Source organism: Oculatella sp. LEGE 06141, from assembly GCF_015207605.1.
Taxonomy (GTDB): Bacteria; Cyanobacteriota; Cyanobacteriia; order Elainellales; family Elainellaceae; genus Oculatella.
Genome location: NZ_JADEWO010000038.1, coordinates 41,907 through 55,451 on the forward strand (window position 1 = coordinate 41,907; position 13,545 = coordinate 55,451).

Sequence of the window (13,545 nt, forward strand, 5' to 3'; positions counted from 1 at the left end):
ATGCGGTGAATCGGGTGTAGTTGACCATCAGCCGCTCTAATCCAATTGTCCCCACGGACACGTTAAATATCCTGCACCAGGCCAGCCGCAATGCCCAGCAAAATTACGGCTCCAAACCCTAACCGATACCAGACAAACACCCAGGTGTTGTGGTTTTGCAGATAGCGCAGCAACCAGGCGATCGCCACATACGATGAAAACAAAGCTGCCACTAACCCTCCCAGTAGCGGCAAGGGGCCTGCCTCACCAAACCCCACCTCCAGCAAATCTTTTAATTCCACCACACCAGCTAGCGTAATGGCCGGGATGCCCAATAAAAACGAGAATCGAGCCGCAGCGGCTCGTTGCAGCCCAATGAATAAGCCAGCCGTGAGCGTAGAACCAGAGCGGGAAACGCCAGGAATCAGTGCCAGAGCTTGAGCCAAGCCCATGAGGATGCCATCTCGCGTTTCCAGATCGTTGTAGGTGCGCTTTCGTCGTCCAACGTATTCTGCCAACGCCAGCAATAGCGACATGCCAATCGATGCCAGAGCGATCGCTTTCATGCTGCGAAGCGGCGAATTATCAAAGTCTGGAATCAACGTTTTGATCAACAGCCCACCTATCAAGATGGGAAGAGTGCCCACGAGAATCCCCAACCCGATGCGAAACTCCGTGGACTGATACTCCCTGCGAACAACCGCCCTAACCGTGCCAGCCGCCACAGTAGAAAGATCCTTCCAGAAATACCAGAGCATTGCGGCGATGCTTCCCAATTGAATAATGGCTGTAAACGCTACCCCTGGATCTCCCCAGCCGATCGCCACGGGAATCACCTTCAGATGAGCCGTGCTGCTAATGGGCAAAAACTCGGTTAACCCCTGAACAATCCCTAATACGATGGCTTGGAAGAAGTTGATCTCAGTGCTGCCAGGGATCACCTCCGGCTGAGCGACGCCTAGCGGTACAACGACGAATTCCCCAACGATGGTTAGCCCGAGATGCGTTCCTGCAAGTATTCCACTCCAGTCCATGCCACTTACTCCTGATGAGAGTTCACGTTCCTTCAGTTGTCGTTTTGTTTTACCGACACAGCTTAGTCGCCAGCCTTGTCGATATACAAGTCTTCATGTTTGGTCTTTGGAAAACCTTCACATTTACTGAAGCGCGTTTCGGTAACTGCACCCATGTGCTATCGATTGTTCTACCGATCTGGCTCGTTCAGTTGTAATATGATTGACATGCCCCCCCTGGGGATTTATTTGTGTTATGTTAAAAAAAGTAAACTAATTTATTAATAATACTTTGTCTTCATACACGCCTTCAAACTCCTCTTATTCAAATTCCCTAAAAAAGCTGACGTTTGAAACATGGGCGCAGCAGTGGGCCGACAAGCGGTGGGTTATTTTTCTGGCCGCTGTCTTTTTGGTGTCCGTTCCCGTCTTTTTCGAAGCACCGCTTGTACGGCTGTTCCCCGGCTTAAGCCTGGCATTGACGGGCGGCTGGCTGGGGTTGAGTCTATTCCTTGGATCTCGTCCCGCTACTCAACGTTGGGGAGACCTGCTGTTTGGCTTTACCTGGACCTGGATGGCCGGTTCAATTTATTGGGGTTGGTTTCGCTGGGAACCATTGCTGCACCTGCCGATAGAGGCGATCGGCTTACCGCTGGTAGTCGTTGGGTTTGCCAAGGGCTGGGGTAAGCTAGGTCACTGGTTTTACTTAGGTTCGCTCTTTGGCACCGCCATGACCGACTTGTATTTCTACCTGGTCGATCTAATTCCGCACTGGCGCAGGCTAATGCTGGTTGAACCCAACCTGACTCAGCCTATTTTCCAAAGCGCCGTCGCCCAAATGCAGACGCCATCAGGTATGAGTTGGGCGATCGTGCTGGTGGTCATCTTATTAACCGTAGGAAGCGTACCTCTGTTGTCGCGTCAACTCCACTGGTGGGCGTTTGGTGGAGCCGTGTTAAGCACGCTTTTGGTAGATGGTCTGTTTTGGCTAGTGGCAACCGCTGCTTAAGCAAGACTAAACTGGTGTGGATTGATCATGCTTAGATGCCGACTCGCTCTAATTGCTGAAATCAGCAGTTTGAGCAGCTCTAACTCGTATTCAACTAGGAAAGTTAGTGGACTTTACGAGGGTTCCTCCTAACACTCTTTAGCGAGATGCGTTAGGATGCGTCGGCAGAGTGCATTATAAGGGAAAGATTAGCGGTTTCCAGAGCCTCTAGTGACTGCACAACCCGTTCCTCACCTCATCCTCTCGACCGAATCAGGTAATCGTTATCTATCGTTGGCTGGTAACAACTGTTGGACAGTTGGCCGAGGAGATGACAACAGTTTCGTATTGCCTGATCGGTGGATCTCACGTAACCACGCCATGCTACAGCGCATGGAGACTGGCGAGTTCTATCTTATTGACCTGGGCAGCCGGAATGGTTCCTTTGTCAATGGACGGCGCGTTAGTGTGCCGGTAACGCTGCACAACAGCGATCGCCTTACCTTTGGGCAGACCGAGCTAGAGTTTTATTGCCCCAATACCGAAACGCCGAGTGAGCCGTCTGCTGGGATGGAATCTCAGGAGTTTACGGCAACGGCAACGCTGCATGTGCGGCGATTGATTTCGGTGTTGGTGGTAGATATTCGAGATTTCACGGTCATGACTCGTCAACTGGATGAGAAAATTCTCTCCGAAGTGATTGGTACATGGTTTCGCTGTGCCGGAGACATCATCCGCGAGTACGGCAGTTGGGTCGATAAATACATTGGCGATGCGGTCATGGCCGTCTGGATTCATGGCGCTCAGGGCATCAGCGCTGACGAAATGATCCGAATTGCCAGAGCTTTAAGCGCGTTACACAAAATGACCAGCCAGCTACACGAGCTTTATCCGCTGCCGTTTCCGCTGCGGATTGGGGCTGGACTCAATACGGGTTATGCCATGGTGGGCAATACTGGAACCGGCGATCGCCCCGACTATACTGCCTTGGGGGATACGGTGAATGCCGCATTCCGATTTGAAACATCCACCAAACAAATCGGACTGGATGTAGCTATTGGAGAAACAACGTACCAATATTTAACGAAGTCGGGCGCAAACCCTAGCTTGTTCAAGCAACACAAAGTTAACCTGAAAGGCTACGATACACCCACATTGACCTATGCTGGCTCATTTAGTGACTTGAATACGTTCCTGCACCTCAGTAGCGGTGACACCGACTAGAGCTGACTGCGATGAAGGGTACCAGCCTGGCTTGAGTCGCAAGCTCTTACGTAAACGGTTAACGCGCAATCTGCCCTTTGCTGCAAGAGTTCGCTTTTGTGAAACGCAACTTGTTAGAGCCTTATAAATTAGCCCAAGATAATGATAGGCTCTATGTGAATGCTGTGTTGCAAACGATTGGTTTATTTCCAGATTGGGAGGTATCAAAACACATGAAACGACTAGTTGGTGTGCTAGTAACTCTATGTCTAGTCGTGGGTTGCCTGGGATTGCTAGGGCTACCTCAACAGGCGGCTGCCGCTAATTTAGGTAATCTTACTTTGAACTCAACGCCAGTTTTGGCAGTGGAAATCCGCAACAAAGTGGACGATAAGCTGGCCGAGTCTGGTCGGAAAATTGATCTGAACAACTCTAACGTTCGGGCGTTCACAAAATATCCAGGAATGTACCCCACGTTGGCTGGAATGATTGTAAGAAATGCTCCCTTTAATAAGGTTGAGGATATCTTTAACATGCCCGGCATAACTGAGCGCCAAAAGGAAATTCTGCAAGCGAATCTGGATTACTTTACAGTGACGCAGGCAGAAAATGCGCTGACTGAGGGCGGCGATCGCTATAACAATGGAATTTACAGCGGCTAAAGCGCTCTACGTCTAAAACTTATCGAACAAAATACCCATCGCTCTTTGTAGAGTAGGAGTACGTTCAACCAGGGTTGGATTGCTCTACCTATAAGGGCGTTTTTTATTATCATTTATTGAGCTTCGCCATCATGCCTCATCCAGTGTTGCCTGCGTCTTTCGATGTTCTAGTCGTTGGGGGAGGGGCAGCCGGGTTGTATGCTGCCCTGTGTTTGCCAGACCATCTTCGGGTGGGGCTAATTACGAAAGATACCCTATCGCTGTCGGCCAGCGATTGGGCACAAGGCGGCATTGCAGCGGCGATCGCCCCCGACGATTCTCCACCGTTACATGTGGAAGATACGCTGCGGGCGGGAGTTGGGCTGTGTGAACCAGATGCGGTGGCGCTGCTGGTAGAGCAGGCTCCTCGCTGTATTCAATCGCTGCTAGAGATGGGGGTGGCATTCGATCGTCAGGGAAGCACGCTAGCCATGACGCTAGAGGCGGCTCATTCTCGTCGTCGAGTGCTACATGCGGCTGATACGACCGGGCGAGCCGTGGTTACAACTCTGATTAAGCAAGTGTTGCAGCGGGACAACATTCAAGTCTTGCCCCAGGCCTTTGCCGTTGATTTGTGGATGGATGAGAATCATTGCCAGGGCGTGAGCTTAATGTATCAAGCTCACCTGCTGTGGCTACGGGCGGGTGCGGTTGTGCTGGCAACTGGCGGCGGGGGACAAGCGTTTGCCCAAACAACCAATCCAGCGCTGAGTACGGGCGATGGCGTGGCGATGGCGTGGCGTGCAGGGGCAGAACTGCGCGACCTGGAATTTGTGCAGTTCCATCCAACTGCCTTAACGAAACCGGGTGCTCCACGATTTTTGATTAGCGAAGCAGTGCGAGGTGAAGGAGCGCATTTGGTCGATACGTCGGGGTACCGATTTGCGTTTGACTATCATCCAGATGGCGAGTTAGCGCCAAGAGATGTGGTGAGTCGTGCCATTTTTAACCACCTTCAGCGCACTGCACCTGATCCAGCGACAGCCCATGTTTGGTTGGATTTGCGCCCTATACCAGCGCAGACGATTCAGCATCGCTTTCCCAACATTATTCGCGTCTGTCAACAGTGGGGAATCGACGTTTTTCAACAACCGATCCCGGTTGCTCCAGCCGCACATTACTGGATGGGTGGTATTACCACCAATGCCATGAGCCAGACATCGATTCCCAATCTCTACGCGGTTGGAGAGACCGCCAGCACGGGGGTACATGGCGCTAATCGCTTAGCCAGCAATTCGTTGCTGGAGTGCCTGGTTTATGGTGCTCAGTTGAGCCATTTGGAGTTGAATGCTGTGGAATTGAAAGAGATGCACCCCGATCGCTCCATAGTGTTGCCACCTGCGGCGATCGCCAATTCTGCGCCTGCCGATTGGCACAGCCAGTTTGTTCAAATTGAAACGTTACGGCAAGCGCTGCCGCGTCTGGTCTGGCAAAGTGCCGGTATGTGCCGGACTCAAGAAAGCCTGGAGGAGGCGATCGCCCAAACCAAAACATGGCAACTAGAATTTGCCGCATTGCCGATCAGCCAAACCGTGGCAAACCTGCACCCCAGCCAGCCATTACCACTGGAACTGACCGAACCGCAACTGCGCCTTTGGGCTGAAACTCGCAATCTATTGGATATCGCCTATTTAATCTTCAACAGTGCCGCTTATCGCACTGAAAGCCGAGGGGGACATTACCGTCTGGACTACCCTGACACCGACTCAACCTGGCAAGTTCACACCCTGGTTAAGCATCAAGACTGGATGCCTTCTAGCCCCATTGCCGTAGAAGTATCCCACACCAATCTGTCGATTTCAACAATTGAATAAATCAGGTGGCTGATTCAAATAACGTAACAAAACTCTCAGCGTGTGCCAGAACCCTGACTACGTTCTGGGCCATCCTCAACCGGAGGAACATAAGGAGATGAGTCTTTCAATGCTGCACCAGGCTTGGCCTCGCTAACAGCACCATGAATCACTGACGTTTGTGACACCATCGCTAATGCCATCTGGGAGGCTAGCGAGTCAGCCGCGTTTAACTGAGCCGTTGTCACTGTAGTTGCCACAACGGTATTAGGGTAGATCCACTGAATTCCAATTGTAATAGCCGTAACAGCCGATAACTTGAGCGTATTACCCATAGGATTAACCCAGTGCATTCACTTAACCTTAGTGCCAGTGTATCTAGTGAATTCTACGATTGTCAGTATTTTTCCTGAAAAAGTAACGAGTTCACAGCAACTTTATAAACTTCAGCTCAAAATAATTTTGAGTCGCTTCTACGAATGTTCAGCCCAGAAGCGAAAGACTGAAGACTGGCTGCTCTTGCATTTACGAGGAACTCTTGTAGCTCAGAATGCCCCAGTCGATTGAAATCTACCGATGTGATGAAGCGAAAAACTGTAAACACTAAGTCCTCTTGTGTTAAAAAACAACAGGAATATTAGCGATTTCTGTTGTTTTTCAAAAAAAACACTAATCTTAATGAAGTTCCTGTAAGAAACGACAAGCTATCTATAGATGATGACCTGCTTTTCATTAAATTAGTTCATGGGATGATATTCGGCATCCACTGGTTAGTCTATTTCTTCGGTGGTAGAAACCCTGTATCAGGACGATAACAACGCTGGTTGCGATCGCGTCTGTTTCGCTTTGTAACCAATCGTTCCAGCGAAGCAGTGAATGTGGATGAACGCCGTGTGGCTTGCTGCAACTGCTGATTATTGCTGGAACCAGAGAGAATCGGCGATCGTCTTAGGAGAGGCTACCCACTCATTATGTGAGGGTGGCAACGTCTCGGCAGAACTAAACAGCTTGAGGCAAAATCGAAGTTAGTTCAGCAATCGCAGGTTTGGCTCATGCGGCTATCCTTTAGCAGACTGCTCCTCGGTCTTGGAATCAGTATTAGCGTCGGCATTCTACCCGCTCACGCCCAGGTAACGGATGCCCAGGTGGGCGCACTTGTAGAAGCGTTGCGGCAGGCAGCACCACAAACAGGTAACGCCAACGATGGACTCTATAGTGATTGGCAAATTAAACCAGAAAATATTCCCCGCTGGTCCCGGTCATGTACCGGGCGCGAACTAACGCCTGCCCAGTTCGAAGCCAACACAACGGCAGCGCGAAACATTTTAGTGTGCGTTATGCGCGATGTTCTGCGGGATGAGTATCAAGCCAGTGGCAACAATGAAGAACTTGCCGTTCGGCGGGCGGCGGCCTGGTGGATGACAGGCGACCCGACCCGCTATGGCAGCGGCGATACAGCGACCTATACGCAACGGGTACTCAGCTTTTATCGACAACCCAATGCTGCTGCACCCGCTGCGGCTAGCTCAGCCACTCCGGCCACCCAAAATTCATTGCCTGTGTTCGATCGCTATATGCGGGCGGGCTATGCCGCAACCCAGGCCAGGGACTACGAAACGGCACTGCTTTACTTTCAGCGTGCTCTAGATGAGCGACCCAATGATACTTACGCCCAACAAGCCCTTCGCAATGTAGAGAGCTACCAGAACCGAACCAATCAGCCTGCCCCTGGTGCCAGCCAACCAGCTCAGCCCAATTCATCATCATCGACGGGTGGTGAGATTCAGCAAGCGGTTTTGGTGTCGAACTCGGCCACGCTTACCCAGGAGCAGGCGGTCGATTTAATTTCTCAGTGGTTGAATGCAAAGCAGCAGATTTTTGCACCTCCTTACAATCAGCAGTTGGCCGTTCAGTTTACGACGGGTGAACTCTACTCGGCTCTCGTGAATAGCAATGGCGTGATGGCCTGGTTGCAGAATAACCAGGCGTATTACCGCTTTGGCGTTCAGCAAATTGATTCGGTAGAACGATTTGCGGCTAACGATCGCCGTGCCACGATTGAAGTTGCTGTTACAGAAGATCGCACCCTTTACGAACGGGGACGGGTGAATTCCACCCATACTCATTTTGATACCGAGGTGATTCGTTTTACCCTGGAAGCGATCGATGGTGGTTGGAAAATTGCTGACTACAAGACAGTTGAAGGATCGTTGCTAGAACGATCGGTGATAGAAACAGCTTCTCCAGAAACGTGAGCAGATGATGAAACGATTGATCAAACTGACTATTTTTACGGCTCTGCTATCCTATGCTCCTGGTGCGATCGCGCAAGAGTGGACTGAAGTAACGGTCAATGCGGTCGGCGATCGCTTCCTGGTGGATCAGGCTTCTATTCAGCCGCAAGCCAACAGCGTGCGTTACTGGGAGTACCGAGATTTTCGGCAACCCAATAATGCTTTTGTAGAAGAAGAAATTGACGAGCCGGTTTACGGTGTGATGCTGTATCAGTCGGTAGACTGCACAGCAAACGTGGCACGATTGCGGCAGATGGTGGTTCATGGGCGCGATCGCCAGGAGTTGCGGCGGTTGAACTATGGAAACAACGGCAGTTTAGCCCAGCCTGCTGATGGCAGCAGTGCCTCTGCGGTGCTGCGATATGTTTGTACGCAGGAGGAAAACTCGACGACAAACGAACCTCAAGGCTAAGCGACTTGCGTTCAGGTTCATTGCAAAACGGCAGGGGCAGTGCATCGAACTGCCCCTGCGACCGTAGTAGCGAAGCGATCGGCTTGTCAGCGCATCAGTTGGGGATAGATACGTCGTACAGCCAACCCGGCAAAGATTCCGGTCAAGGTGATCATCCAGAGGCTACCTAGCCACCAATATTGGGGTAGCGCTAGATGCCAGCGCATCAGATCCGTTAGGGCTGAAAGCGGTAGCGTGTCGGCTACTTGTTTGAGACCGGGTGGCAGCGTTGTCCGTGGAAAGTAGGTGCCGCATAGCGTAAACATCGGCACAATTACCAGAAATACAGGCACATTCACCTGATCGACCTGCCGAACCGAACCCGCCGTCAGCAAGCCCATAGCGCCAAACAGCAGACTGCCCAAAAACATAATGGGCAGCGAAAACAGCAGGGATAGGGCAGGATATAACCCCCAAACCACGGCAACTAAGCCAGTTAAGCTACCCGCAATCATGCCTTTGGTGGCAGCCCACAGCCAATCCCCTAAAAAAACTTCCGAAAAGGTCAGCGGAGCGGTGAGCAAAGCCTGCCAGGTTTTTTGAAAGTTCAGCCGAATAAAGGTGCCATACGCTCCCTCAAAAAAGGACTGGAATAGGACGCCAATCGAAATCATGGCAGGGGCAATGAACTCTAAATAAGAAACCGTTTGCCCACCATAGGTAACGTTGCCAATCAACGGTGTGAGGCCGTACCCAAACGCCACCAGATAGATGATCGGCTCCGATATGGGCGGCAAGCAGTTCACTAACCACGTGCGCTGATAGACCTTGGCGTGCCGTCGCCAAACAGAATAGACTCCCCAGGCGGTAATCGATCGCGACTTCATGCTAAGGAACTCCCGGTGAGACGGAGGAACACATCTTCAAGGTTGGCGCGGCGGCGAGTCAGGCGATCGGGCTGTGCGGCGGTTAGTTGCTCCCAAACCGATTGATGGTTCGTTGCAGGCAGAGCCAGCAGATAGCCGCTGCCAAAGGAACGGCACCAGCTATGCGCCTGGTTGGCGATCGCCTGTAATGTGGCTTCGGAGATGCCTTCCACCTCTGCCACCTCTTGACCAACCGTCCGCTCGATCAGCTCGGCTGGTGTGCCCTGGTCGATCACCTGTCCTTGCTGCAACAGCAGGAGGCGATCGCACAACCGCTGAGCTTCATCCATATAATGAGTCGTCAATAGTACACCGCAGCCGTGCTGCTTCAGATTGGTGACCAGTTTCCAAAATTCCTGTCGCGCATCGGGGTCGAGTCCGGTGGTGGGTTCATCGAGAAACACCACTTGAGGTCGGTTAATGAGCGCCCGTGCCAGCACGAGCCGCCGTTTTAGCCCACCCGACAGTTCATCAATTTGATGCGCCGCATAGTTTTCTAAACTGACCTGCGCCAACAGTTCCCCGGCTCGCTGACGAGCAGCATTGCCCCGAATTCGGTAGTGATGGGCAAAATGCAGCAGATTTTCTAACACAGAAAAGTCTGGATCAAGATTGTCTTCCTGCGTCACAATGCCCATTTGGGCGCGAGCCTGACGACCATCGCTTTGAACCTGAACTGCTCCCAGTTTTACAAAGCCACGAGTGGGCAACACCGCACCGTAGAGCATTCCCACGGTCGTGGTCTTTCCAGCTCCGTTTGGCCCCAACAAGCCAACAACCTCACCCGGATTGAGGGTAAAGCTAACTCCCTGTACCACGGTGCGATCGCCATATTGTTTCCACAGATCGTAAGCAACCAGTGCCTCGGCCAAGCTTCACTACCCTTTACACGCACGATTCAATGGTGAGGATTTTTGGCAAAATCCCATCTTTCATGATGGCGCGAGGCCGGTGAAAAGAAATCACCCAGGTAGAGGTAGACGGGGACGTTCGCCAAAATCGGGAAGCCGGGGGGGGAAGCGATCGATCTGCTGCAAAATCACTTCAATGGCGCGATCGAGCTGTGGATCATCCCCGTTCGCCCAGTCCTGAGGGGCAATTTCCACCTCAATATCCGGGTCAGTGCCGTAGTTTTCCACGCTCCAGCCCACATCCACAAACCAGAAAGAATACTCTGGCTGCGTCACGATACTGAAGTCGGACAATGGATGCTGAGGCCAGATGCCAATGACTCCACCCCACGTCCGTTTGCCAATCAACGTTCCTATTTGCATCAGCTTGAAACAATGGCTAAAGATGTCTCCATCTGACCCGGCATATTCATTGGTTAAGGCCACACGAGGGCCAAGGACAGACTCTGAAGGATAGGGTTCTGGTTTGCCCCAACGGGGTACATCGTAGCCAATCCGTTTCCGGGCTAGCTTCTCCAGGATCAGTTGGGAGACATGGCCGCCCCCGTTGTAGCGCACATCGACAATTAGCCCCTCTTTGTGAACTTCGGCAAAATAGTAGCGATGAAACTCGGCATAACCATCAGGCCCCATATCGGGCACATGCACATAGCCGATTCTGCCACCTGCTGCATCCTGAACTTTTTGGTAATTGCGCTCAACCCACTCTCGATAGCGCACAGGGGTTTCGCGGGACAGCGTTTTTACGGTAACAGTGTGATGCTGTTCTGGATTGCTGGCTGGGGCAACGGTAAGCTGCACCTCGCAGCCCGCCTGATGCACCAGCAATTCCTGGGGCGAGAGATGTTGGTTCAGGCGTTGATTGCCGATCGCCAACAGCAAATCGCCCTCCTGGACATTAAGCCCCACCTGGTTGAGCGGTGAGTCGTGTTCGTTCCACGAGTCGCCGCGCACAATATGGGTGAGCCGATACGCGTCGGTTGCTGCGTCGTAGGCAAAATCTGCCCCCAGATAACCCAGCCTGTAATCTGGCTCTCTACGGTAATCTCCGCCAATTTCATAGGCGTGGGAAGTACCCAATTCTCCCTGCATTTCCCAGGCCAGATCCGAGAATTCGGAACGGCTGGCAACGCGATCGAGCAAGGGCGAGTAGCGCTTGTACACCAGTTCCCAATCGACACCCGACATATCTTCTGTCCAGAAGTGGTCTTTCTGTAACCGCCACACTTCTCGAAACATCTGTTTCCATTCGTGCGGCGGCAGCACCGAGATCCGCACACGGTCTAAATCGAGCCAACCGCTCTTACGGCTGGGTTTATCGTCTGGGTCGCTATCTTCATCAAATGGAGCAATTTTGCTAATTCGCAGGCGATTTTTAGAGCGATAAATTAGCGTTTCGTGATCTCGACCCACTTTAAAGTCGGTAACGTCTACCGCCACTCGCTCCCGTTTTTGCTCCTCGAAGTCGTACATTTCAATGGTGGCATTGGCCTCTGGTTCGGGTGAGTCCCAGTGGTCATCCATGCTGCCCTGTACCGGACTGGAACTGAACAGTACCTTACCTTTGATGCCCCAAACCTGATGATAAATGCCTTCGGGTACTGGAAAGCCCACAACGCGATGTTCAATGCCATCAAAATCAATGACGACGGTGGGCGGGTCTGGTGGGCGATCGCCACTGCTTTCTTCTGCCTTTTCGATCGCCTCTTCGGCTGCTTTTTCAGCATCCGATGCTGCCGATAAGGGCTTGGGCACTGGAATAAACGGAGAAGGCGTATCGTGCTGGAGCGAAATCAAAAAAGGACGCATTCCCTTGGGAAACCCCAGGTCAAAGTAAATGCTGTCATATACCGGGTTAAATTCCCGTAAGGAAAGAAAATAGATGAACTTGCCGTCGGGGTCAAAGGCCGGAGCCGTATCACGAAAGCGAGGGGTCGTCAGGCGATGCACCGTACCCTCAGCAACATTGCACAGTTTAATTGAAAACGTGTGCTGGGTATCGGCACAGCTATAGGCGACCCACTGACCATCGGGCGACCAACAAAACCCCTGGATTTTGAAATAGTCGCTGCGATCGAGTATGCGGATAGCTCTCGACGATAAATCAACCCAGATCAGCTCATTGCGGTGATTCGACAAAACCACCTGATCGGCAGTGGGCGACACCTCTAAGTCGATCGCTCGACCCAGATCGAGTCCGGTAAGCTGCTCTAGCGGGTTGCCAAGCTCTGAACTATGAATTTCGATCGCCTCAATGCCGCCGCGATCGTTAATGGTAACTAACCGCTGTTTATCATTCAGCCATTGGCTGAGCCGATACCGACCTTCCCCTGCCGGATGGCTGAGCTGCACTACTGCTCCTTCCCAATTGCCAAAGTAAAAGCTCTTGCCGCGTGACGTAATCACCGTGGAATGACTATCGGGATGCAGCGCATAGTCTTCGAGATAGTCTGCCGCTTCCACAAAGCGTCGCTGCCGCTGCACCTGAGGGCTGTGAAACTCAATCTCGATGCGCTGCGCCTCCCCGGTCGTTGGGGTAACGCAAAACAAATCCGCTCCCGCATGATATACAATTCGCCGACCGTCTGTGGAAGCGTTGCGAACGTAGTAGTCTGTGCTGTGCGTCAGCGGTTGCACATCATCACCCTGGGGCGTGCAGGAATAGAGGTTGCCCACGCCTTCGTGATCGGAAATGAAGTAGATGCGATCGCCCACCCACATAGGAGCGGCCAAATTACCGTTCAACTCTAGCAGGCGCTCAAACGTGCCGCTGCCCGTGGGGTCAATCCAAATGACTCCGGCGGTTCCCCCCCGATATCGCTTCCAGCGAGCCGGATCAGCCGTATTGCGCCCTAATACTACACCACCGTTTGCCCCAAACGAGACATTGTGTGCCAGACCATAGGGGAGGCGATCGGGGATTCCGCCCGTCGGAGGGATGGCATACAGATTAAATACATGGCGAAACGGTTGAGCCGTATTACTGGCAAACAGGATCGATGTTCCATCCTGGCTCCACCCGGCAACCTCTGTGCGGGCACCCAGGAAGGTGAGCCGCTGAGCCACTCCTCCTTCCGCCGGCATACAGTATACTTCCGGATGCCCTTCTTCTCGGCCAATAAACGCGAGTTGGGTACCGTCTGGCGAGAGGAACGGACGAGAAACTTCGCCCAAATTGGCAGTGAGCCGAATGGCTATCCCACCGTCTGCGGGAACGCTCCAAAGATCGTCTTCACAAACGAATACAACTCTGTTTCCGTTAATGGTGGGAAACCGATAGTAACCCGATTGCCTGCTCATGCTGTTCTCAATTAAGTTTGACAGTGATTAAGTTCAGGCTCGCTGA

Annotated in this window: 11 protein-coding genes; 6 read left to right on the top strand and 5 right to left on the bottom strand. The window is 52.3% G+C overall.

Annotation, left to right across the window (positions count from 1 at the left end):
• Positions 1-62 precede the first annotated feature (62 nt).
• Positions 63-1,013 carry an undecaprenyl-diphosphate phosphatase gene (locus IQ268_RS21975; RefSeq protein ID WP_193883735.1) on the bottom strand — a complete coding sequence of 317 codons (951 nt, stop codon included), beginning with the start codon at positions 1,011-1,013 and terminating at the stop codon, positions 63-65.
• 271 nt (positions 1,014-1,284) lie between these two features.
• On the opposite strand from IQ268_RS21975, the gene IQ268_RS21980 reads away from it, so the two are divergent.
• The 4 genes from IQ268_RS21980 (at position 1,285) to nadB (ending at position 5,698) form a co-directional block, all read left to right on the top strand.
• A complete protein-coding gene (locus IQ268_RS21980) occupies positions 1,285-2,001 on the top strand; it encodes a DUF3120 domain-containing protein (protein WP_228035619.1) in 717 nt (238 codons plus the stop codon).
• A gap of 210 nt (positions 2,002-2,211) precedes the next feature.
• On the top strand, positions 2,212-3,204 hold the full coding sequence (locus IQ268_RS21985) for an adenylate/guanylate cyclase domain-containing protein (protein ID WP_193883737.1): 993 nt from the start codon (positions 2,212-2,214) through the stop codon (positions 3,202-3,204).
• A 212-nt stretch (positions 3,205-3,416) separates the two neighbouring features.
• Positions 3,417-3,845 carry a photosystem II complex extrinsic protein PsbU gene (gene psbU / locus IQ268_RS21990; RefSeq protein WP_193883739.1) on the top strand — a complete coding sequence of 143 codons (429 nt, stop codon included), beginning with the start codon at positions 3,417-3,419 and terminating at the stop codon, positions 3,843-3,845.
• A 131-nt stretch (positions 3,846-3,976) separates the two neighbouring features.
• Positions 3,977-5,698 (top strand): L-aspartate oxidase, encoded by a 1,722-nt coding sequence (gene nadB / locus IQ268_RS21995; RefSeq protein WP_193883742.1) that lies wholly within the window; start codon positions 3,977-3,979, stop codon positions 5,696-5,698.
• Between the two features lie 35 nt (positions 5,699-5,733).
• Here the strand turns inward: nadB and IQ268_RS22000 are convergent, their stop codons facing one another.
• Positions 5,734-6,012, bottom strand: a complete 279-nt coding sequence (locus IQ268_RS22000; protein WP_193883745.1) for a hypothetical protein — start codon at positions 6,010-6,012, stop codon at positions 5,734-5,736.
• Between the two features lie 717 nt (positions 6,013-6,729).
• On the opposite strand from IQ268_RS22000, the gene IQ268_RS22005 reads away from it, so the two are divergent.
• Positions 6,730-7,932 (top strand): ARC6/PARC6 family protein, encoded by a 1,203-nt coding sequence (locus IQ268_RS22005; protein ID WP_193883747.1) that lies wholly within the window; start codon positions 6,730-6,732, stop codon positions 7,930-7,932.
• Positions 7,933-7,936: 4 nt separating this feature from the next.
• Positions 7,937-8,383, top strand: a complete 447-nt coding sequence (locus IQ268_RS22010) for a surface-adhesin E family protein (protein ID WP_228035620.1) — start codon at positions 7,937-7,939, stop codon at positions 8,381-8,383.
• Positions 8,384-8,469: 86 nt separating this feature from the next.
• Here IQ268_RS22010 and IQ268_RS22015 read toward each other — a convergent pair whose 3' ends face one another.
• The 3 genes from IQ268_RS22015 to IQ268_RS22025 form a co-directional block, all read right to left on the bottom strand.
• Entirely contained in the window at positions 8,470-9,249 is a 780-nt protein-coding gene (locus tag IQ268_RS22015; RefSeq protein ID WP_193883749.1) for an ABC transporter permease, read from the bottom strand.
• Positions 9,246-10,160, bottom strand: a complete 915-nt coding sequence (locus tag IQ268_RS22020; protein WP_193883751.1) for an ABC transporter ATP-binding protein — start codon at positions 10,158-10,160, stop codon at positions 9,246-9,248. Before IQ268_RS22020 ends, IQ268_RS22015 begins: the two co-directional genes overlap by 4 nt.
• Before the next feature lie 90 nt (positions 10,161-10,250).
• Positions 10,251-13,499 (bottom strand): S41 family peptidase, encoded by a 3,249-nt coding sequence (locus IQ268_RS22025; RefSeq protein WP_193883753.1) that lies wholly within the window; start codon positions 13,497-13,499, stop codon positions 10,251-10,253.
• Between the last annotated feature and the right edge of the window lie 46 nt (positions 13,500-13,545).